At 69.9% G+C, this 21,787-nt stretch carries 18 protein-coding genes; 8 read left to right on the top strand and 10 right to left on the bottom strand.

The window, feature by feature from the left end:
• Positions 1 to 50: 50 nt before the first annotated feature.
• From P0W64_RS01040 to aspS, 3 genes are read right to left on the bottom strand one after another with little or no spacing between them, the layout of a single operon-like run.
• Positions 51 to 1,007, bottom strand: a complete 957-nt coding sequence (locus tag P0W64_RS01040; RefSeq protein ID WP_275478181.1) for a transglutaminase family protein — start codon at positions 1,005 to 1,007, stop codon at positions 51 to 53.
• Positions 1,007 to 3,595, bottom strand: coding sequence for a circularly permuted type 2 ATP-grasp protein (locus P0W64_RS01035; protein WP_275478180.1), 2,589 nt, complete (start codon positions 3,593 to 3,595; stop codon positions 1,007 to 1,009). The genes P0W64_RS01040 and P0W64_RS01035 overlap by 1 nt, the downstream gene beginning before the upstream one ends.
• 20 nt (positions 3,596 to 3,615) lie before the next feature.
• Positions 3,616 to 5,412, bottom strand: a complete 1,797-nt coding sequence (aspS, locus tag P0W64_RS01030) for an aspartate--tRNA ligase (RefSeq protein WP_275478179.1) — start codon at positions 5,410 to 5,412, stop codon at positions 3,616 to 3,618.
• Between the two features lie 166 nt (positions 5,413 to 5,578).
• On the opposite strand from aspS, the gene P0W64_RS01025 reads away from it, so the two are divergent.
• Genes P0W64_RS01025 through P0W64_RS01010 form a run of 4 tightly spaced genes read left to right on the top strand, consistent with a single transcriptional unit; the run spans position 5,579 to position 10,002 of the window.
• Positions 5,579 to 6,520, top strand: coding sequence for a neutral zinc metallopeptidase (locus P0W64_RS01025; RefSeq protein WP_275478178.1), 942 nt, complete (start codon positions 5,579 to 5,581; stop codon positions 6,518 to 6,520).
• A 47-nt stretch (positions 6,521 to 6,567) separates the two neighbouring features.
• Positions 6,568 to 7,446, top strand: a complete 879-nt coding sequence (locus P0W64_RS01020; RefSeq protein ID WP_275478177.1) for an alpha/beta hydrolase — start codon at positions 6,568 to 6,570, stop codon at positions 7,444 to 7,446.
• A gap of 13 nt (positions 7,447 to 7,459) precedes the next feature.
• Entirely contained in the window at positions 7,460 to 8,338 is an 879-nt protein-coding gene (locus P0W64_RS01015; RefSeq protein ID WP_275478176.1) for an oxidoreductase, read from the top strand.
• Positions 8,335 to 10,002 carry a DUF885 domain-containing protein gene (locus P0W64_RS01010; protein ID WP_275478175.1) on the top strand — a complete coding sequence of 556 codons (1,668 nt, stop codon included), beginning with the start codon at positions 8,335 to 8,337 and terminating at the stop codon, positions 10,000 to 10,002. The genes P0W64_RS01015 and P0W64_RS01010 overlap by 4 nt, the downstream gene beginning before the upstream one ends.
• Before the next feature lie 10 nt (positions 10,003 to 10,012).
• Here P0W64_RS01010 and P0W64_RS01005 read toward each other — a convergent pair whose 3' ends face one another.
• Entirely contained in the window at positions 10,013 to 11,023 is a 1,011-nt protein-coding gene (locus P0W64_RS01005) for a hypothetical protein (protein WP_275478174.1), read from the bottom strand.
• Between the two features lie 533 nt (positions 11,024 to 11,556).
• Between P0W64_RS01005 and P0W64_RS01000 the strand changes: the two genes are divergently transcribed.
• Positions 11,557 to 11,832: a hypothetical protein gene (locus tag P0W64_RS01000; protein ID WP_275478173.1), complete on the top strand. Its 276-nt coding sequence runs from the start codon at positions 11,557 to 11,559 to the stop codon at positions 11,830 to 11,832.
• 99 nt (positions 11,833 to 11,931) lie between these two features.
• On the opposite strand, the gene P0W64_RS00995 is transcribed toward P0W64_RS01000, so the two are convergent.
• Together P0W64_RS00995 and P0W64_RS00990 are read right to left on the bottom strand one after the other, a co-directional pair.
• Positions 11,932 to 12,816: a YegS/Rv2252/BmrU family lipid kinase gene (locus P0W64_RS00995; protein WP_275478172.1), complete on the bottom strand. Its 885-nt coding sequence runs from the start codon at positions 12,814 to 12,816 to the stop codon at positions 11,932 to 11,934.
• Complete coding sequence (locus P0W64_RS00990; RefSeq protein WP_275478171.1) at positions 12,813 to 14,426, bottom strand: FAD-binding oxidoreductase; 1,614 nt, start codon at positions 14,424 to 14,426, stop codon at positions 12,813 to 12,815. The genes P0W64_RS00995 and P0W64_RS00990 overlap by 4 nt, the downstream gene beginning before the upstream one ends.
• A gap of 44 nt (positions 14,427 to 14,470) precedes the next feature.
• Between P0W64_RS00990 and P0W64_RS00985 the strand changes: the two genes are divergently transcribed.
• Both P0W64_RS00985 and P0W64_RS00980 read left to right on the top strand, forming a co-directional pair.
• Positions 14,471 to 15,064: a TetR/AcrR family transcriptional regulator gene (locus P0W64_RS00985; RefSeq protein WP_275478274.1), complete on the top strand. Its 594-nt coding sequence runs from the start codon at positions 14,471 to 14,473 to the stop codon at positions 15,062 to 15,064.
• Positions 15,061 to 16,620, top strand: a complete 1,560-nt coding sequence (locus tag P0W64_RS00980) for a glycerol-3-phosphate dehydrogenase/oxidase (RefSeq protein WP_275478170.1) — start codon at positions 15,061 to 15,063, stop codon at positions 16,618 to 16,620. Before P0W64_RS00985 ends, P0W64_RS00980 begins: the two co-directional genes overlap by 4 nt.
• Positions 16,621 to 16,638: 18 nt before the next feature.
• On the opposite strand, the gene P0W64_RS00975 is transcribed toward P0W64_RS00980, so the two are convergent.
• From P0W64_RS00975 to P0W64_RS00960, 4 genes are all read right to left on the bottom strand, one after another.
• Complete coding sequence (locus tag P0W64_RS00975) at positions 16,639 to 17,712, bottom strand: Rv2578c family radical SAM protein (RefSeq protein ID WP_275478169.1); 1,074 nt, start codon at positions 17,710 to 17,712, stop codon at positions 16,639 to 16,641.
• Between the two features lie 70 nt (positions 17,713 to 17,782).
• On the bottom strand, positions 17,783 to 18,538 hold the full coding sequence (locus tag P0W64_RS00970; RefSeq protein ID WP_275478168.1) for a hypothetical protein: 756 nt from the start codon (positions 18,536 to 18,538) through the stop codon (positions 17,783 to 17,785).
• Positions 18,539 to 18,542: 4 nt separating this feature from the next.
• Entirely contained in the window at positions 18,543 to 19,820 is a 1,278-nt protein-coding gene (hisS, locus tag P0W64_RS00965; protein ID WP_275478167.1) for a histidine--tRNA ligase, read from the bottom strand.
• Positions 19,817 to 20,530 carry an MBL fold metallo-hydrolase gene (locus P0W64_RS00960; RefSeq protein ID WP_275478166.1) on the bottom strand — a complete coding sequence of 238 codons (714 nt, stop codon included), beginning with the start codon at positions 20,528 to 20,530 and terminating at the stop codon, positions 19,817 to 19,819. Before P0W64_RS00960 ends, hisS begins: the two co-directional genes overlap by 4 nt.
• Before the next feature lie 135 nt (positions 20,531 to 20,665).
• On the opposite strand from P0W64_RS00960, the gene P0W64_RS00955 reads away from it, so the two are divergent.
• The gene (locus P0W64_RS00955) at positions 20,666 to 21,676 is read left to right on the top strand and encodes a peptidylprolyl isomerase (RefSeq protein ID WP_275478165.1); all 1,011 of its coding nucleotides are present in this window, start codon (positions 20,666 to 20,668) and stop codon (positions 21,674 to 21,676) included.
• Positions 21,677 to 21,787 lie beyond the last annotated feature (111 nt).

The following is a 21,787-nucleotide window of genomic DNA, read 5'->3' as shown; positions in this document are numbered from 1 at the left end:
GGGTGTCCACAGTTTCCGTTGCGCGGAATTCCCCGGCTGTTGCAGATCCGTTATGCGACAGGGGCTACGTCCACCGACACGGCGATGCGGCTCTGCCGGGATTCGGTGTACACGACGCCCCGAAGCGGGGGGACGTCCTCGTAGTCGCGGCCCCACGCGACGGTCACGTGCCGCTCGTCTACGAACTTGTTGTTCGTCGGGTCGAAGGGCAGCCACTTCCCTCCCGGCATCCAGACCGCCGCCCACGCGTGTGTCGCGCCGGCGCCGACCACCCGGTCCTGGCCCGGAGGCGGTTCGGTCGCGAGGTAGCCCGATACGTACCGGGCGGCGAGGCCGCGCGAGCGCAGGCACGCGATCGCAACCCGCGCGAAGTCCTGGCAGACACCCTCCCGCCGCTGCATGACGGTGCCGACCCGCGTCGATACCGACGTCGAGCCCGAGTGGTACCGGAAGTCCGTGTAGATGCCGGTCGTGAGGTCCCGGACGGCCTCCACCAGCGGCTTGCCCGGCGTGAAGATCGCCGCAGCGTATTCGCGGACCGCATCGTCGATCTCCGGCGGCTCGAGGTCGAGACGGTACTGCGTCGCCGCTGCGCCCGCCGCTCCCGCGGGCCGCGCGAGCTCCCAAGGCGCCACCGCGGCCCCCTCGCCGGTGATCGTCGCGTCGAGCGGATCCACCTCCACCAGCGACGTCCCGGTCACCGCGAGCACGGTGTGCGGTGTCGTCACATGGAAGAACGTATCGGTGTTGCCGAACGCGTCCACGCCCTCCGACCGGTCGGACGGCTCGGGATCGACCTCGATCGCGTGCTCCAGCACCCGCTGTTCCGGCAGGTCGCGAGGCGCGAGGTAGCAGCGGCCGTACGACGAGGTCACGGGCGCGTCATACGTGTAGCGCGTGGAGTGCACCACCCGGTAGGTGCGCGTGCGCGAATCCGCGGTGCGCTCGCTGAACGATAGGGGCTTCGCCGCCGACGGTGCCGCTGCGGCCGTCGTGGGTTCGGACATCATTCCCCTCCCATGGTGCCGGACCACAGCGGTCGCGCCTCGCCGGGCGGCGCGAAGCGCGTGCGCTCGAGCACGTCCGATACCTCGCGCAGCGCGTCGGCGATACCGCCCAGCAGCCCGTCGAGGGCCGCGCGACGGCCGCCGTCGACGAGGTCGGTGTCACCGGGGTCGAACCGCCCGACCTGCGCGATCTGCTCCTCGACGATCCGCTCCACGGGGCCCGACCGCAACTCGTCGGGCAGAGCGGCGAGGTCGGTACGCAGCCGGTGCAGCTGATAGATCAGCGAACGCGGATTGGACTCGTCGAAATACATCAGGTCCACAGCGGCGCGCGCCAGCATCACCGAGCGGTGCCGGCGCCGGTACGTCACCGACGACTCGCACGCGATCAGGTAACCCTCGATGAGCGCAGCGTCTGTATCGGGGTCGTGGACGGCGACGAGCACCTCACGGGTCAACGCAACCAGCTGCAGCGAGCGCTCGATGCGGCGGCCTGCGTCCATCATGAGCCAGCCCGGGTCGCGGACCATCGATTCGCGGGCGAGACCCGAGAACGCGAGCAGCGAGACCAGCACGTCGGCCAGCGTGAGATCCAGCTGGGCGCCGTCGTCCTCGACTGCGACGTCGAGACGGTGCAGCGCCCGCTCCGCACCGCCGAGCACCGTCCACGTCCCCGTCGACATCTGGTCGCGGACCGCGCGTGCCGCCCCGACCACGCGGGTGAACGACTGGGTCACCGACCCCTCGAGGCGGGGCGCCAGCGTCAACGTGCGCAGTGCCGCGGCGACGTCGGTCTCGTCCGGGCCCTCGGCGCGCACGGGCCCCAGCGCGTCGCCGGTCGCGGAAACGGCGACCACGGCGTCCAGCCACGGCTGAAGCGACGCGGCCCCGGCCTGCCACGGGCGGTTCCGGTACTCGGCGGTGCGCTCGCTCGCGACGCCGAGCATCCGCACCATCGCCTCGGCGCGCTCGGCGTAGCGACCCATCCAGAACAGATCGGACAGCACGCGTGGCGTCGCGACGGGACCGCTGGCGGGCACCGTCGGGCGCGGGATCGCCGGCAGGGTCGCGACGCGCACGCCCGCCCTGGTGTCCTCGGATATCGGGACCCACACGTCCTTGGCGGCGGCGGTGCCGCTCGTGGTGCCATCAGCGGCATCCGAGAGCACCTGCCCCAGCCCGCCACCCATGACCGCATAGCCCGACTCCTGCGCGACCGAGAACGTGCGCATGCCGAAACCACGTGCGGCCACAGCACCGTCGTCGAGCAGCGACGGCGCGGTCGAGTAGTCGGGCACCTCCTGCGCGACCCACAGCTCCGGCTCCTCGGCGACCCGCGCGCGCAACTCGCGAGCGGCGGCCCCGTCGAGGCCTCTCCCCAGTACACGCTCACCGCTCGCGATGCGGGTCAGAACCAGCGAGTCGAGCTGCTGGTCCAGCGCCGCTCGCCCCGCGGTGGACGCGAGGTGATGGGTGGGCGTCGACGGCAGCAGCAGGTCTTCGTCGAGCAACACGCGGCACAGCTCGGGCAGGAACGGGTGCAGTGCGGGACTCTCGAGGACGCCGGACCCGAGTGTGTTCACGACGCTCACCGCACCGCGGGTCATGAGCTCGACGAGCCCCACGACGCCGAGGCGCGAGTCGGTGCGCAGGTCGAGCGGATCGGAGAACTCGGAGTCGACGCGGCGCAGGACCACGTCGACACGCTTCATCCGCCCCAGTGCGCGCATGTGTAGACCGCCGTCGCGCACCGTCAGGTCGCCCGCTTCGACCAGCGGCACGCCGAGTACAGACGCGAGATGCGCCTGGTCGAAGGCGGTCTCGGAATAGGAGCCCGGGCTGAGCACGACGATGGTCGGGTCCTCGACGCCGTTCGGCGCGGCGTCCACCAATGATCCGCGAAGCAGCTGCGCGAAGGATCCGAGCGACCGCGGCGTAGCGGCGCGGAACATCCGCGGGAGCGACCGGGACAGGATCCGCCGACCGGCCAGCGCGTAGCCGACACCCGACGGTGCCTGTGTGCGGTCCGCGAACACCGCGAAGTTCCCGTCCGGGGTTCGCCCCAGGTCGACGGCGTGCAGGAAGAGGGACTTCGGCCCGGGGGGCGGGACACCCACTGCGCGGCGGATGAAACCGCGATTCCCGAACACGACCTCGGGGGGCACGATCTGCTCGCGCACCGCCCGCTGTGGGCCGTAGAGATCCTTGAGCACCGCGTCGAGTAGGGCCGAGCGCTGCGCGACGCCACGCGCGAGTCCGTCCCACTCGTCGGAGTCGAACAGCATGGGCAGCGCGTCGAGGCGCCACCGCGTCGAGGCGGCGGCCTGCGCGGTGTCCGGACCGAGGCCGTCGACCGGGCCGCCGGCGACCGGGTTGTAGGTGATGTCGTCGTCGTCGACCATCTCCCGTACCCGGTCGCGGACGCGGATCAGGGAGTCGTGGCGCAGCTCGTGCAGCCGGTGCGCGAGCGGCCGCCACGGCGTCCGGAGCGCGCCGTCGGGGTCGAGGAGTTCGTCGTACGGCTCCCCCGGCTGGTAGCCGCCCAGAAGCATGCCGGCGTCACGGCGATCGGCGCTGTCGACGGTCACGTCAGCACTGTACGTGTCGGCTACTCGCCCTCACCGCCACTCGCCTCGGGGCCGGCGGCCTTGGGCTTGGTATCCATGCCGGACTCCTTGCGTTGCTGCGCCGTGATGGGCGCGGGCGCGTCCGTCAGCGGGTCGACGCCGCCGCCGGACTTGGGGAACGCGATGACATCACGGATCGACGGCGAGTCCGACAGCAGGGAGACCACACGGTCCCAGCCGAACGCGATACCGCCGTGCGGCGGCGCGCCGAATGCGAACGCGTCCAGCAGGAAGCCGAACTTCTCGCGTGCCTCGGCCTCATCGATACCCATCACGGCGAACACCCGCTCCTGCACGTCGCGGCGGTGGATACGAATCGAGCCGCCGCCGATCTCGTTGCCGTTGCAGACGATGTCGTAGGCGTAGGCCAACGCGTCGCCCGGGTCGGTGTCGAACGTTTCGAGCGACTCGGGCTTGGGGCTGGTGAACGCGTGGTGCACCGCCGTCCACGCACCGTGGCCGACGGCGACATCGCCTGCCGCGGTGGCCTCGTCGGCGGGCTCGAACAGCGGCGCGTCGACGACCCAGACGAAGGACCAGTCGTCCTCACGTATGAGACCCAGCTTGTCGGCGATCTCGCTGCGCGCCGCGCCGAGCAGGGCCCGCATCTGCTTGGTCGCGCCCGCCGCGAAGAACACGCAGTCGCCCGGCTTCGCGCCCACGTGCTCCGCCAGGCCGGCCTTCTCCGCATCCGACAGGTTCTTGGCCACGGGGCCCGCGAGCTCGCCGTCGTCGCCGATCAGCACGTACGCGAGCCCCCTGGCGCCGCGCTGCTTGGCCCACTCCTGCCACGCGTCGAGCTGGCGGCGGGGCTGTGCGGCACCGCCGGCCATGACCACGGCGCCGACGTAGGGCGCCTGGAACACGCGGAACGGCGTGTCGGCGAAGTACTCGGTGCACTCGGTGATCTCTATATCGAAACGCAGGTCCGGCTTGTCGGATCCGTAGCGCCGCATGGCCTCTGCGTACGTGATGCGCGGGATCGGCAGCGGGATCTCGTGCCCGATGAGCTCCCACAGCGCGCGCACGATCTCCTCGCCCAGGGCGATCACGTCCTCCTGGTCCACGAAGCTCATCTCGATGTCGAGCTGGGTGAACTCGGGCTGACGGTCGGCACGGAAGTCCTCGTCGCGATAGCAGCGCGCGATCTGGTAGTAGCGCTCCATGCCCGCCACCATCAGGAGCTGCTTGAACAGCTGCGGGCTCTGCGGCAGGGCGTAGAAGCTGCCGGGCTTAAGGCGCGCCGGCACCAGGAAGTCGCGCGCGCCCTCCGGGGTCGAGCGTGTCAGCGTAGGGGTCTCGATCTCCACGAAATCGTGCCCGTCGAGCACCCGGCGCGCGGCCGAGTTGGCCTTCGAACGCAGACGCAGGGCGGCGGCCGGGCCCTCGCGACGCAGATCGAGGTAGCGGTACTTCAGACGCGCCTCCTCACCCGGCTCCTCGTCGAGCTGGAACGGCAGCGCCGCAGCCTCGTTCAAGACCACGAGGTCCGACACGTTCACCTCGATCGCGCCGGACGGCAGATTCGGGTTCTCGCTGCCCTCCGGCCGCTTCTCTACGGTGCCGGTCACCTGCACGCAGTACTCGGACCGCAGTCGATGCGCCTGCTCGGCGACCGCCGACTCACGGAAGACCACCTGTGCCACGCCCGACGAGTCCCGCAGGTCGATGAAGATGACGCCGCCGTGGTCACGCCGCCGCGCGACCCATCCGGTCAGGGTGACGACGGTGCCCTCGTCGCCGCAGCGCAGCGATCCGGCGAGGTGGGTGCGCAGCACGTGGAGGTCCTCTCGATAGAACTTCTGGTATCTCTCGGCCGACGGCCGACACGACGCTCCATGGTACGACCCGGCGTCGGCTACATTCTCACCCGCATTCGTGCTTAGCTAGCTGCGGGATCCAGCCGACTATTCGACCAGTGCACTATCCGAAAGGCGTGACCAAGTGACGTTCAGGGACGACGGTGACATCAGCGGCGGCGACGTCAGCGCCGGTGGTAGCGGTGGTGGCGGAGGAGGGTTCGGCGGATTCGGCGGCGGAGGCGGCGGTTTCCCGACCGGCGCGATACTCGGCGGCGGCGGGATCGGCACGGTGGTGATCGCGCTGATCATCTGGGGAGCGTCGAGCTTCCTGGGCGGAGGCTCGCCCAGCGGCAGCGGCCAGCAGGTCGGCTCCGGCGCCGGCTCGGCCGGACAACAACAGCTGCAGCAACAACTCGACGCCTGCAAGACCGGGGCGGACGCGAACAAGAGCACCGCTTGCCGGATCAAAGCGACGACGGTCAGCCTCAACACGGTGTGGCCGCAGCTGCTCAAGGGCTACACCAAGCCCGTGGGCACCGTGATCATGCCGTCCGGCGCGCAGTCGGTGAACACGGCCTGTGGCGTGGCATCCGCCGACACCGGGCCCTTCTACTGCCCTGCCGATAAGAAGGCCTACTTCCAGCTCGACTTCATGGACAAGGTGATCGGGCAGATGGGCGGCTCCAACAAGCCGTTCTCGCAGGAGTACATCGTGGCCCACGAGTTCGGGCACCACGTACAGAATCTGTTGGGCGACATCAAGAAGTCGCAGCAGAGCGCGCAGGGCGCGGAATCGGGCTCCGTCCGCGTCGAACTGCAGGCCGACTGCTACGCCGGCGTCTGGGCCGCACACGCCGACAAGGGCGCGAACCCGCTGCTGAAGCCGCTCACCAAGGGCGACATCCAGGAGGCGATCCAGACCGCGAAGGCGATCGGCGACGACACGATCCAGACGAACGCGGGTCGCAACGTCAATCCGGAGTCGTGGACCCACGGATCGTCGGCGGAGCGCGTGAAGTGGTTCAGCACCGGTTACCAGTCCGGCGATCCCAACAAGTGCGACACCTTCTCCGGCTCGATCTGACAGCTTGGGCTTAGGTGGCCCTTACCCGGCGTGGCATTATCGGTTGCGTGGCTCATATACAGGGTGAAGAACGACCGCTGACGCTGGCGGACGGGCGCGAGCTGTTCGTACTCGAACTTCCCGGGCCCGACCCGGACCCGGATGCGGTGACCGTCGTCTTCGAGTGTGGCGCGGCGACCACGAGGTCGTCCTGGGCTCTCGTGCAACCCGAGGTCGGCCGGTTCGCGCGAGCGGTCGTCTACGACCGCTCGGGCCTCGGCCGAAGTGCAGCCGACCCCCGCGGGCGCACCCTGAGTCGCATGGCCGACGACCTGGCGGACCTCACCGATCGGTATCCGGGACCGCTGATCCTCGTCGGGCACAGCGCGGGCGGGCCGATCGCACGGCTCGCGGCATCGCGTCGACCGGGCCGTGTGAAGGGTCTCGTGCTCGTCGATCCCACGGACGAGGGCGCCGACTCCCTGTTCGGCACCGCCTTCCGCCGCGCGGAGAGGGTTCTGACGACGATCGGCCCGCTCATCGCCCGCACCGGCCTGCAGCGCTCCCTGTTCCGCCGCGACGGAGTGTCCCTGCCGCCCGACGCGCGGGCCGACTTCTTTGCGGACGGCCTGGCGCCCAACGTCTTCCGGACACAGGCCGAACAGGCCCGGACCTTCCTCGACGAGCTGCAGACCTGGCGCGAGGCACCTCCGGACACAGGCGATGCAGCGGTCACCGTCGTCTGCGGGGCGCTGCCCGGCGACGGCATGAACCGCGCCCTACGGGCCGAGGCCAACGCGGCGAACGAGGCCCGGGCCGCGGCTTCCCCGAACGGCCGTTTCGTGCTCGCACCGCGCTCGGCCCACAAGCCGCCGCTGACCGATCCGGACGTGGTCGCGCTGGCGATCGAGGAGATGGTGAGCCTGGTGAACTCACGGCCCGCATGAAAGGCTCGGAGGTATGACCACTCCTCCGTCTGCCGCCCGCGGCGGCGAGTACAAGTTCGGTGACCGCTACGTCCGACGCCTCGGCTACGGCGCCATGCGCCTGTCCGGCCCGGCGATCATGGGGCCGCCTACCGACCCCGACGAGGCCGCCGCCGTATTGCGGCGCGCACTCGACGCCGGCATAAACCACATCGATACCTCCGACTTCTACGGCCCGCACACCGTCAACCAGCTGATCGCGGACACGCTGTATCCGTACCCACCCGAGCTCGCGATCGTGACCAAGGTCGGCGCACGTCGCACGCCCGACGGCGACTGGCCACCTGCGACCGCGCCCGACGAACTGCGGCAGGCAGTCGAGGACAACCTGGCGCGCCTACGCGTCGACTCCCTGTACGCGGTGAACCTCCGCATGTCGGGCCCCGGCGGCGACGTGTTCCGCAGTGGCTCGATCGCGGAGCCTTACGGGGTCCTGGTGGATCTGCAGCGGCAGGGCAAGGTCAGGCACCTCGGCATCAGCAACGTCGGCTCGGATCAGGTGCACGAGGCCCTCTCGATCGCTCCCCTCGTATGCGTCCAGAACGCTTACAACATCGCGCACCGCGGGGACGACTCGCTCATCGATGAACTGGAGACGCTCGGGATCGCGTACGTCCCGTTCTTCCCGCTAGGCGGGTTCGCGCCCCTGCAGTCCCAGAAGCTCGCGGAGATCGCAGCGCGTCTCGATGCATCGCCGATGCAGGTCGCCCTGGCCTGGCTGCTCCGCCGGTCGCGGAACATCCTGCTCATTCCCGGCACGTCCACGCGGGCGCATCTCGACGAGAACCTGCGTGCGGCCGATGTCGCCGACCGCATCGACGCGGGCACACTCGCGGAGCTGAACGCCCTGTGAGCGCCGCGATCTCGCCTTTCGACGCCCTCGCGGAGCGCTACGCCGTGCGTCTGTCCGCCCTCGACCCCATCGAGGCGACGAACGCCGGAGCACCGGGTAACGACGATGCTCTCACCGACTACTCCCCGGAGGGCGCACAGGCCCGCGCCGATCTCGCGCGCGACACCCTGCGCGAGCTGGACGGGCTCTCCGCGCCGCAGGATCCCGTCGACCGCGTCACCGCGGCATCGCTTCGCGAACGCCTCGGGGTACAGCTGGACCTGCACGCCGCAGGACGCTCGGTGGGCGCGCTCGACGTCATCGCGTCACCGCTGCAGGACATCCGGGACGTGTTCGACCTCATGGCGGCCGGGACGCCGGCCGCCGACGAGCTACTGCTCACGCGCCTGGGAGCGGTCCCGGGAGCCGTCGATTCGGCGATCGAGGGGCTCCGGGCACGCGTGGCGGGTCTCTCGGGCGACCAGCCCTGGCCTTTCCCCGCACTCCAGGTACGCGAGGTGACTGCTCAGGCACGCGCGGCCGGAGACCTGGTGTCCGCCAACCTCTCCCGGCTGTCCGCCCCGGTGCCCGATGGCATGGCGGATTCGGTGCGACAGGCTTTCGCACGGTACGCCGGCGTCCTCCACGACGAGATCGCACCGCTGGCAGTCGGTTTCGATGAGCCGGGCGGGCTCGGCGTGGGCCGAGAGGCCTATCCGCTGCACTCGCGGGCTTTTCTGGGGACCACGATCGACGTCGACGAGACCTACGCCTGGGGGCAGGAGTTGTTGGCGGGGATCGTGGCCCAGCAGGCCGAGATCGTCGCGGACCTCTACCCCGAGCTGACCGGGGATGGTGCCGTCGGGGAGGCCCTGCGTCGGCTCGACTCCGAGGAGCGCTACACCCTGCGCGGTACCGACGCGCTCCGTACCTGGATGCAGGAGAAGTCCGACGCCGCCGTATCGGCGCTCACGGGAACGCATTTCGACATCCCCGAGGACCTGACGCGCCTGGCCTGCCGGATCGCCCCGTCGGCCTCGGGCGGGATCTACTACACGGCACCGTCGGCGGACCTGATCAGGCCCGGCACGATGTGGTGGTCGGTTCCCAAGGGCCAGGACACGTTCCACACATGGCAGGAGACGACGACGGTCTACCACGAGGGCGTACCGGGTCACCACCTGCAGATCGGACAGGCGGTGGTGTCGCCGCGACTGAACAGGTGGCGAAAACTGTTCTCGTTCACGTCCGGCCACGGCGAGGGCTGGGCGCTCTATGCCGAGCGCCTTATGGCGGACCTCGGATTCCTGGACGATCCGGGCGAGCGCATGGGGATGCTGGACTCGCAGCGGCTGCGCGCGGCCCGCGTCGTCCTGGACATCGGTGTCCACTGCGGGTTGGAAGCGCCTACCGAAGTCGGCGGCGGGGCGTGGAACTACGACAAGGCGTGGACGTTCCTCACGAGCCACTGCGCGATGGACCGCGAGGTCCTGCGCTTCGAACTGCACCGCTACCTCGGGTGGCCCGGGCAGGCACCGTCCTACTCCATCGGGCAGCGGGTGTGGGAGTCCACGCGCGACGCGTACCTCGCTGCACACACCAACGCGACGGTGCGCGAGTTCCACACGGAGGCTCTCGCTCTCGGAGGCCTCGGTCTGGACACGCTCACCGCCGCGCTGTCGTAACGGCAGCGGACTAGCGCAGGTGCGGCCCCTGCGGTCCCTGCCAGTCCTGCGCGTAACCCTGTCCCGGGTGCTGCGGCCGGTCGAATCCGGTGGTGGGCGGCTGCGGCGGACCGGGAGGCGTCTGCGGCGGCAGGCCCGGGCCGGACGGTCCCGTCCCACCCTGCGGGGGTCCCGCGGGGCGCTGCTGCGCCGGGTAACCCTGCTGCGGCGCCGGGCCGCCCTGCGGACCCTGCGGTCCTCCCTGGGGCGGACGCGGCTGCTGGAACGCACTGGTGAGAGGCGAGTCGGCCGAGTGCGCGCCGTGGCGCGAATCGACGTCGATCGCTTCGGTGCGCTCGGCGCGGCGCGTCGAGATCTCGTCCTCGGCCTTGGACAGCCAGCCGTCCCACCGGTCCTGCATGGGCCGCACGAGGCCGCCGCCGACGCCGACGACGATCACGCCGCCGATAGTCGCGAGCACGGCGACCAGCACCGGAGTGGTCACCGCGGTGGCCACACCGATCTGGTTGAGCGCGGCGATGATTCCCGCACCCCAGATGAACAGCGACGCGAGCGTGCCGAGCAGCGGGCCGTACGAGGTACCGCCGAGTGCGCCACGGATGAGGTCCTTCACGGCCTTGGCGATCGCGGCGACGATCACCACGATCAGGATCGCCACGAACAGCTTCGGCAGCCAGGCTACGAAGCGGGACAGCAGGTCGGAGATCGGGTTCGGCCCGAACACCCCGATCGCGAGTTGCAGCGCTATCAGCAGGATCGCGTAGTAGACGACCTTGGCGAGCAACCCCGGTGCGTCGTAGTTGCCCTTGGCGAGGACACCATTGAGGCCACTGCGCTCGGTCAGCCGGTCGAAGCCGACCTTCGTCAGCACGGCCTTGACGAGCCGCGCGAGGATCTTCGCGACGATCCAGCCGATGACGAGTACGACGACGAACGCCACGAGCTTCGGCACGAACGTTGCGATGGATCTCCATGCGTCGGAGATCCCCGATCCGTAGTCGATGGCGAGATTGGAGGTCATGGGGTGCTCCTTCTCGATCAGCGCTCCACACTCGCTCCGGAGTGCGCGAACGTGTCACGGGTTGGGTCCGCCGCCCCGCCGCTGGCTCGATGAGGCGTGTAAAGCTGAACCTTAGTCACTGATCTACCCCCCTGCCCGGCACCGACACGAATTCCACCCGTCGAGTTATCGCATTGCGGACATATCGAACAAGGCCCGTTCGCCTCGGCCGCCGGCACCTCGTCGCAGCTCTCGATACCCGTGTCCAGCGACGACGGTGCGCATCGCCTACGCACCGCCCCTTAAGGCGCCATGCCGGCCACATCGCATATATACGTTGATATATGGATATTCCGGTATCGACCGAATATTGCTCGAAGAATCTTCTCTGCCAACCCCTGGTTGGTTGAGCGCCGAGGGGAAACGAAGTTTCGGACGTTAGCGGACGCCGCGGCGAAAGGCCCGGTGCCGCACGCACACCCGCGGTTGCGTAGCGGAGCGAACGAGCGAGGAGAAGCGCTAACGCCGTCGGTGATGGCGTCGAATATCCGGGCATGAAGAAAACAGTGATTCTTGCGGTGAGCGTGATGGCGCTCGCGGCACTGCTCTTCGTCTTCGGCGATGCAGCTGCCGCGAACGCGATGCCCTGGCACCCGGGCCCAGGCCCCATGTACTGCACTCCCCCTAGGTGGCACGGCGGCTATTGGGTCCCGGGCGCCTGGCACCCGGGCTGGTTCGACTGGCGCGGCTGGCACCCGGGCTGGTTCAGCCCGCCGTGGTGGCACGCGGGCTGGTGGGAGCCGGGCCACTGCTTCCCCCGCCGCTGGTGAGCGTCTGACGTAGCCATAACCGTTCAGCAACAACCGAATCGACCGCGGTGCGCCGCCCATGCCGGACGTGGGCGGCGTTCGCGTGTCGGTAGCGCAGCCTCAGGGCATGGGCGGCACGATGACATCGAGCGTGCCGGGCCGCACGACAGCGGTGAACGGCAGCTCGGTGAGGTAGTCGCCGTCGGCGTGCACGGGCACAGGCCGGTCGGCGGCGACCGTCACCGTCGTGCCTGACAACACCAGCACCTCGGGGCGGCCGACGTGCGCCCCGGTCCGCGCCTGCCCCATGAGGTTCGCGAGCCGATACTTCGAGTGATCCCCGCGCACGACGAGGATCTCCAGGCGCCCGCTCCCGACATCCGCCGACGGCACCATCCGCAGCCCATGGCCGTAATCGCCGGAGTTGGCGACCACGACCATATGCGCGGCGAGGTCGAGTGTCTCGCCGTCCACCGTGACCGTGAAGCGAGCCGGCCGCCAGCGAAGCGCGGCCAGGACGGGCGCCAAGCGGTAGGCGGCGGTGCCGATCGAACGCAGCCGGTTTATCAGTTCCGTCGACAAGGAGTCCAGTCCGGCGTAGACGTTTCCGAGGACTGTCATCCCGCCGACGTCGACGGTGTCGACGGTCCTGCGAGTGCCCGCGCACAGTACGTCCGCGAGCGCGACCGCGTCGTGCGGCAGGCCCAGATGGCGCGCGAGATCGTTCCCGCGCCCCGCAGGCGCGATGCCCAGGGCCGCGCCGGGCACGCGGGACAGGCCCTCGGCGACGACCCGGATCTGGCCGTCGCCGCCGACGGCCACGACCTGCGCACCTTCGCGTGCCGCGGCCTCGGCCGCATCGGCGGCATCCGCGGCGCCGCTGGACCAGATGATGCGGGCGTCCACGCCGCGCGCGGTGAGCGCAGCCTCCAGCGCCGGCCACACCATGCGTGCCGCGCCTCCGCCGGAGACCGGGTTCGCGATTCCCACGACCTCAGCAGTCACGGCAGCAGCACACCCGGGTTGCACAGGCCTTCCGGATCCAGGGCGCGCTTCACTGCCTGTAATGCGGCGAGCTGCACCCCGCCGATCTCGTCCAGATATGCTGCGCGATGGTCGATTCCGACGGCATGATGATGGGTGATCGACGCCCCGGCAGCCCGGATCGCGGCATTCGCCGCCTGCTTGGCGGCCGCCCATTGCGATACCGGCTCCGTGAGCGCCTTCGCTACCACCGTGAAGTACAGGGACGCCCCCGTCGGATACACATGCGAGATGTGGCACATCACCACCGCTGGTGTGCCCTGCGCGGCCAGGGCCCCGGTCACAGCGTCGGTCACGGAGTCCTTGAGCGCCTGCAGGTTCGACCAGAACGTGACGGTCTCGAGCGTTTCGACGAGCGCACCCGCGTCGAGTAGTGGGTCGCGCAGATACGGCCCCCGGAACCGCCCCTCGCGCCAGTGCTCGCCGGGCTCGGAGCCGAGATCGGTGCCGCCCGATTCCGCCAGCCTCCGCGACAGGTACGAGTACCTGGTCTCGACATCGTCCTCGTCACCCTCGACACCCAGCACCATCAGGCAGCCTCCGGCCGCCGCCCCCGCACCGGCTGCCGAGGGGTTCGCCAGGTTGAGACCCGTCTCGGCCTCGTCCGACAGGCGGATGACGGTCGGCCGGATCGAACCCTGTGCGATGGCGCGCATGGCCGCCGAACCGGATGCGAAATCCGGGAACCGCCAGCCGGAGAAGCGACGCACCACGGGCAGCGGGTGCACACGGACGGTGACGGACGTGACGACTCCGAACGCCCCCTCGGAGCCCAGCACGAGCTGTCGCAGGTCGGGTCCGGCTGCGGATTTCGGGGCGGTGCCGACCTCGGCCGTCCCCACCGGCGTCGCCAGCGTCAGCGCTACCACCATGTCGTCGAACCTCCCGTGACCGGACGACGACTGGCCGGCCGAACGGGTCACCGCACAGCCGCCGACGGTGGCCCCCTCGTACGACTGCGGATAATGGCCGAGCTCGAATCCCTCTGCGGAGAGTAGCCGTTCGGCCTCGGGCAGGCGCGTACCCGCAGCGAACGAAGCCGTCTGGGACACCTCGTCGATCGCGATCAGCCCCGTCATCCGACGCAGATCGAGACTGACGGCAGGACGCGCACGGTCGACGGCGAGCCCACCGGTGACCGATGTTCCACCCGCATAGGGGGACAGCACCAGCCCATGCGCCGAGCACACAGCGAGTAGGTCCGCCACCTGCTCCTGGGATTCGGGTGCCACGACCACGTCGGGGGCGTCTGATCCGTCGCCGGCGCGCAGACGCAGGAGGTCCGGGGTCGAGAACCCGCGTAGGTGCGCGATCCGGGTCTCGCGGTCTACGGCGACGTGATCGGCACCGACGACATCGCGCAGGGCGGCCAAGGCGGCGCCATCCACCCTGGTAGCCGGCAACCGGACGTCGGCGAGCGCGACGGGTTCGGGTGCGTCGGCATCGATCCCGAGGAAGCCCAGGGCGCCGCGCACGCCGTCGGACAGGACAGCGGGGTCGTCGGGGTCGCCCCACCGCCCGGGCGTGAACGTGAGTGTCGGCAGGGCCGCCTCGGAGACGGGCAGGTTCATGACTCCTCCAGGATCGGGGTTTCGCTGATACACTTCTACACGTGATGTCGCAGGATCTCAATGGGGGCCGGGTGCCCGCCAACGCCATTCCCGAGGACGTGATCCTCGACGCCGCGCGCGACCTACTCGCCACTGTCGGCATCCGCCGCACGACCATGGCCGACGTCGCACGCGCCGCCGTCGTCTCCCGGGCGACGCTCTACCGCAGGTTCAGCAACATCGAAGAACTCGCGGCCGCCGTCACGACCCGCGAGTTCCAGAACGCGCTCGGCGAGGTCGCTGCCGCCGACACCGGGGACCTGGACGGACTGGTCACGATCGTCGTGCACGCCGTACGCGTTGCGCGGACGCACCCGCTCATGCGCCGCATCGTCCAGCTCGACCCGGACTGGCTCGCGACGTATCTGCTGCAGCGGCCCGGTCGGACCTCGACGATGCAGCTCGGCGTCGTCGAGGATCGGCTCGCGCGAGCCGTCGATGCCGGAGTGTGCCGCGACGACGACCCGCACGAGCTCGCGGTCGGTGTGCTCCTGACCGCCTGGTCGTTCGCGCTCACGGGTCCGGTCTTCGCTCCCGACGACTCCACGCTGCTCGACCACCAACTCACCGAACTCCTGACGAGGTACCTGCGCCCGTGAGCCTCCATCCCGCCGTCTCCCCCGGCTCCGTCCTGTCCGCGGCCAGGCGCGTCGCCGATCTGACTGCGCTCCAAGCGGATCCGTCCGTGGATCTGCTCGTCGTCGGCGGAGGCGTGACGGGCGCCGGGGTGGCCCTCGACGCGGCCTCGCGTGGACTCAGCGTGGTTCTCGCGGAGCGCCGCGACCTCGCGTTCGGAACGAGCCGGTGGTCGTCCAAGCTCGTCCACGGCGGCCTGCGCTACCTGGCCTCCGGGGCCGTGGGGATCGCCTATGAGAGTGCGGTGGAGCGCGATTCACTGATCCGCACGATCGCACCCCATCTGGTCCGCCCACTCCCCCAGGTCGTACCGCTCCTGCCGGGCATGCGACCACTCGATACGGCGTTGACCCGCATAGGTTTCCATGCCGGGGACGCCCTTCGCATAGCAGCCCGGACGCCCGCGACGACACTAGCGCGGTCGCGGCGCATCGATGCCGCCCAGACGGCTGGGCTGGCGCCGACCGTCCGGCGCGAGGGCCTGCGCGGCGGCCTGTTGAACTGGGACGGGCAGCTCACCGACGACGCCCGCCTCGTCATCGGGATCGCCCGCACCGCAGCGGACTTCGGCGCACGTGTGCTCACGCACTGTCCGGCGTCCGAGGTCACGGGCGACGGCGGCCTGCTCACCGACTCCGAGACGGGCGCTGCGGTCCGCGTGCGCGCCCGAGCGGTCGTCAACGCGACTGGCGTATGGGCCGGAACGGTCGACGGTTCGGTCGCACTGCGACCCAGCCGCGGAACCCATCTGGTATGCGGCGCCTCGGCTTTCGCGGCCGACGGCGTTCCCCTCACCGCAAGCCTCACCGTGCCGGTGCCGGGCTCGTTCGGGCGTTACGTGTTCGCGCTACCACAGCCCGACGGCAGGGTGTATGTGGGACTCACCGACGAGGAGGCGCCCGGCCCGGTGCCCGACGTCCCGATCGCCGCCGATAACGAGATCGACTTCCTGCTCGACACCATCAACGGTGCACTCAGGTCGCCACTCTCGCGCGACGACGTCCTCGGGACCTATTCCGGCCTGCGCCCGCTGCTCGACTCCGGCGCGGGGAGAACCGCCGACGTGAGCCGCAAACACGCCGTCCTCACGCGGGCGGACGGGCTGGTCACCGTGGTGGGCGGAAAGCTCACCACCTACCGGCGCATGGCGGAGGACGCCGTCGACGCCGCGCTGGCACGATCACGGCTCCGCGCCGGCGCGTGCCGCACGCGCGAGATCCCACTCGTCGGCGCGGCCTCGCCACGCGCTCTGGCGATGCTGGACGCGCCCGACCGCCTGGTGCAGAAGTACGGGACCGAGGCCGAAGCCGTTGCGGCGCTGTGGGATGCCGACGCGAGGCTCGCCGCCCCGGTCGCCGAGGGCACGGCCGTCACGGGGGCCGAGCTCGTGTTCGGCGCCGCAGTCGAGGGAGCGCTGGACGTCTCGGACCTTCTCGAACGCCGCACTCGTCTGTCCCTCACACCCGTGGTCGCCGGGCACGCACGTGCCGCAGCAGAGCGGGCGCTGCGCAGGCAGTAGCAGGACAGGGCGCCGCCCTCAGAACAGTTCGCCCTGTACGGCCGGAGCGACGGCGCTGCTGCCCTCGACGCGCAGACGCCCTCGGATCGGTCGAGCCGGTCGCTTCGGTGCGAGGGAGTACGGGCCCTCCTCGAGCGGGTCGGTCGCCAGCCCGAACTCGGCTAGCAGCGGAGCCACCCGCGACCGCAGGTGCGTCCGATATTCGGGCGACGCCCTCCCCGACGAGCCGTAGAGGGTGCGATATCTCCGGATCAGCGCCGGGTGGTTCCTCGTGAGCCAGGCCAGGAACCAGCCGCGGTAGCGACCCGTGAGATTGAGCGGAAACGCCGTCACCCCGCTCGCACCCGCATCGGCAACGGCCCCGAAAAGACGCCGCAGCGAGGCTTCGTCGTCCGTGAGGTACGGGATGATCGGCGCCGCCATCACGTGACAGTCGAAGCCTGCCTCGGCGACCGATCGGATCAGCCCCAGCCGCGCCGCGGGCTTCGGTGCTCCGGGCTCGAGGCTCGCGTGCAGTTCGGCATCCATCACAGCGAGCGAGACCGCGATGCTGACCGGCACCGTGGTAGCGGCAGTCGCCAGCAGAGGCAGATCGCGCTGCAGCAGCGTGCCCTTGGTCAGGATCGACATCGGTGTGCGCGCGTTCGCGAGTGCTCCGATGATCCCGGGCATCAGCCGGTACCGGCCCTCGGCGCGCTGATAGGGATCGGTGTTGGTCCCCAGGGCGACGGTGTCGCCCTGCCACGACGCCCGCCGCAGCTCGCGGCGCAGCACCGCAGCGACATTGGTCTTCACGACGATCTGCGTGTCGAAATCCCCGCCGGCGTCGAAATCCAGGTACTCGTGGGAGGATCGCGCGAAGCAGTACGTGCACGCGTGCGTGCAACCCCGGTACGGGTTGATCGTCCATGCGAAAGGCAGAGCAGCCGACTCGGGTACATGGTTGAGTGCGCTCTTACACAGCACCTCGTGGAATGTGACGCCCTCGAACTCGGGCGTCGTCACCGTCCGCGCCACATCGTCCATCCCCGGAAGTGCCGCAGTACCCGACCGCGCCTCGACCGCCGCCACCGTCTGCCCGTCCCATCGCACACCCTAGATCGAACACTTGCGTTCGATTCATGTCAAGATCCAGGCGTGTGTGTTCGATATCGGCCGCCGGCTATTCGACGATCTCCCCGATCTCGTCGCGCGTGAGCACGAGTTCCGACCGACCCGGAAGCTCCCGCGCGATCGCAGCGGCACGGAACAGCGGTCGCATCTCGACCGGCGCACTCACCGACTGCACCCGCATCTGCTCCATCAGCACATGCGACACCGCGAGGGCCTCTCGCAGCGGGTTTCCTGCCAGCGCCTCCGCCAGCCGGCGCATGCCCAGCATCGTCAACTCCCGGCCGCGCGGACCGTCGGCACCCGGACCGTACAGGGCGAGCGGGACACGCACGGTCGTCGCGCCCTGATGCACGCGCAGGGCGACCTCGGACAGGGCAGCCGTCCTGGCCACGAGCTCGACAGCGTCCGCCGCGATGAGATTGACGCGCCGCGTGACGTACACGCGGCGCGACAGCACACGGTGGTCGATGACGACTCTGCGACGTCGCAGCCCGACGTACCCGACCAGTCCGGGCGCCGCGCCCGCGGCGAGCACGGCGCCAGCGATCCGGACATCCGTCACCAGCAGGACGATCCAGGACGCCACGAACGTGACGGTCAGACCCACCAGGAGCGCGCGACGCACCTTGGGCAGCAACAACTTCGGCGGCACGAGATCGATGTCGACGGCGTCCTCGGAGCTCAGTTCGCGGGGGTCGCGCGCGCCCGGTTCGGCTGGGCTGTACGACCAGCGGCGGTCGCCGTCGTCCCAGCCGTCACCATCCCACCCCGCCTCAGGATGGTCTTCCGGGTACCGGCGCGCCATGGGGCTACCCTGCCAGTTCGTCCACGACGGAGTCCAGAGGCATCGACCGCTGCTCACCCGTGGCGAGTTCCTTGACGGTAACGGTGCCGGCCTCGAGCTCGGACTCGCCCAGCACCAGCGCATAGCGCGCGCCGGACCTGTCGGCAGCCTTCATGGCCCCTTTCATACCGCGGCCTCCATATGCCATGTCGCATGCGACCCCGGCAGCGCGTAGGCGCCCGAGCAGCGGGACCATCGCGTCGCGGGCGGCATCGCCCAGCGGGACCCCGAACACGACGACCCGTGCCTGCGCGGGCGCGCTCTTCCCCTCGGCGGCGATCGCCAGCAGGGTACGGTCCACCCCCAACCCGAAGCCGATCCCGGAAAGGCCGTCCCGGCCGCCCAGTTGCTCGACCAGACCGTCGTACCTACCGCCGCCGCCGATCCCGGACTGGGCGCCGAGCCCGTCGTGCACGAACTCGAAACAGGTCTTCGTGTAGTAGTCGAGACCGCGGACCATGCGGGGGTTGATGGTGTACGGGACGCCCAGCGCGTCGAGGTAGCCGAGCACGCTGTCGAAGTGCCGCTCGGCCTCCTCCGACAGGTGGTCGAGCATGAGCGGTGCGCCGGCCGTCATCTCCTTCATGTGCGGCCGCTTGTCGTCGAGGACTCTGAGCGGGTTGATCTCGGCGCGCCGGCGCGCGTCGTCGTCGAGGTCCAACCCGAACAGGAAATCCTGCAGCAACTCGCGGTAGCGCGGGCGGCACGTCGAGTCCCCTAGCGAGGTGATCTCGAGACGGAAGTCCGTGAGGCCCAGCGAGCGGTAGCCGCGGTCCGCGACCGCGATCACCTCGGCGTCCAGTGCCGGGTCGTCCACGCCGATCGCCTCGACGCCCACCTGCTGCAGCTGGCGATAGCGCCCCTCCTGCGGGCGCTCGTACCGGAAGAACGGGCCCGCGTACGCGACCTTGACCGGCAACTGCCCGCGGTCGAGCCCGTGCTGCAACACCGCACGGACCACGCCCGCCGTCCCCTCGGGACGCAGCGTCACCGAGCGCTCGCCGCGGTCAGCGAACGTGTACATCTCCTTCGAGACGACATCGGTGGACTCGCCGACGCCACGGGCGAACAGTGCCGTGTCCTCGAAGACAGGCAGTTCGATGTAGCCGTACCCGGCGTCCGCAGTCGCCTGCAGCAGCGCGCCTCGCACCGCCAGGAAGTCTGCCGAACTGCCGCGCTCACCGCTGGGGCGCGGCACGTAATCGGGGATGCCCTTAGGCGCCTGGAAGCTCCCAGCGCTCACAGTCCGTAGCGTCCTTTCGTCTCCGCCGGCCTCTGGATCCCGGTCAGCGATTGCAGGAACGGGTTCGTCGCCCGTTCGTGCCCGATAGTGGTCGCCGGCCCGTGGCCCGGCAGCACGACGGTGTCGTCGGGTAGCGGCAACAGTCGATCTGCGATCGATTCGAGGAGTTGCTCGTGGTTTCCGCCGGGCAGGTCGGTGCGGCCGATGGAGCCCTGGAACAGGACGTCGCCCGCCAGGGCCACGGTGACCGTCCCCTCTTCGGTCTCGACCGGCGTGGTCAGTACGACGGACCCCTGCGTGTGCCCCGGCGCGAGGTCCACACCGAAGGTGATACCGGCGAGCGTCACGGATTCGCGATCGACGAAATCGATCACCTTGCCCGGCTCGACGAACGTCTGATCCCCGATCATCGCCGCAAGGGCACGGCCTATGCCGAGAGCCGGGTCGGCGAGCATGGGCCGGTCGTCGGCGTGGATGTAGACGGGGATTCCGTACTCGTCCGCGAGCGGCTGCGCCGTCCAGGTGTGGTCCAGGTGTCCATGTGTCAGCAGAATCGCTACGGGGTTCAGCTCGTGTTCCGTAAGCACCCTCTTCAACGGCTCCACCGCGTCCTGCCCGGGGTCCACGATCACGGCGTCCGAGCCCGGACCGTCCGCAAGGACGTAGCAGTTCGTCTGGAACGCACCTGCTGGGAATCCGGTGATGAGCATCGGCCCATTGTCGCACCCGACCCCTTGCAGGCGGCGTTCAGGTTCAACTGGCACACTTGGCGTCCGAACCATGCGTGCCCGCAGGTCGCGATGTCGCGGCGCCGCGGGTCCCGTCGATCAGGAGGTCCTCACACAGTGCCGAGCAACGAGGAGCGTCGCGCCGCCGCCCTGAAGAAACTCGAGCAGCAGAACGAGCAGCGCGCCGCCGCCGCCCGCAAGCGCAAGGTACTCGGGATCTCGGCCGGAGCGGCCGTCGTCGTGGTGCTGGTAGCCGCCGGCTGCTACCTGTGGCTCCCTCAAGGCCCGCGTGGGCCCCTGCGCTTCGCCGCGGAGAACCGCTACAAGACTCTGCATACGCAATGCGATTACGCAGACCAGAAGGACCAGGTCGCCGCGCTCCAGCAGAACATCGCGCAGGGCAAGGAGCAGACCGCGAAGCTCCCGGCCGCCCAGAAGACGGAGGCCGATCGGCAGATCAAGCGCCTAGAGGACGCGGTGCCGAAGCTGCAGGCGCAGGCCGCCTTCGTCAAGGGCCTGAAGAAGCCGTCAGGCAAGGACGTGCCGAACACCGGCGATGTGTCGGGCGAGTTGACCACCAACTTCGGAGCGCTGCCCTTCACCCTCGACAGGTCGTGGGCGCCGTGCAACGTGGAGAGCTTCGCGTCGTTGATCTCGCAGAAGTACTTCGACGGCACCCAGTGCTTCCGGGAGACCGCGGCCGACGCCGCAGCTGGCGCGAACGTTTCGGTCCTGCAGTGCGGTGACCGTTCGAACACGGCCCTCGGCGGCGCGTCCTGGACCGCGCCGGACGAGACACCCACCCAGCTCAAGGCCGCACCCAACGCGCAGGCGCAGATGGGCTCGGCGCCCACCGTCATCTACCCGGCCGGCACGATCGCGATGGCCAAGTCGTCGGCCCCGAACTCGGCGTCCAGCCAGTTCTTCCTGGTCTACGCCGACACCCAGCTCCCGGCGTCGTACTCGACCATCGGCAAGCTGAGCGACTCGGGCCTGAAGACGCTGAAATCGATCACCGACAAGGGCATCGACCCGAGCCCGTACGACGCACCCCCCGCCGCCGGAGCCAAGGTCAGCGACGGCGTGCCCAAGGAGACCGTCACGGTGTCGGGAGCCAAGCTCTCGTAGCTCCCGCACTTCGGTCGCGAAGAGGTCCCCCTGCGCGCGGGCGCGATGCCTGTTCCCGATCCGGCGCATACCTGCACCCGCGGCGTGGAGGTGTGCGCCGGTGCGCCGGCC

The sequence above is a fragment of the Tsukamurella sp. 8F genome (genome assembly GCF_029167375.1).
GTDB lineage: Bacteria > Actinomycetota > Actinomycetes > Mycobacteriales > Mycobacteriaceae > Tsukamurella.
This window is presented reverse-complemented; position numbering and strand designations above follow the sequence as displayed.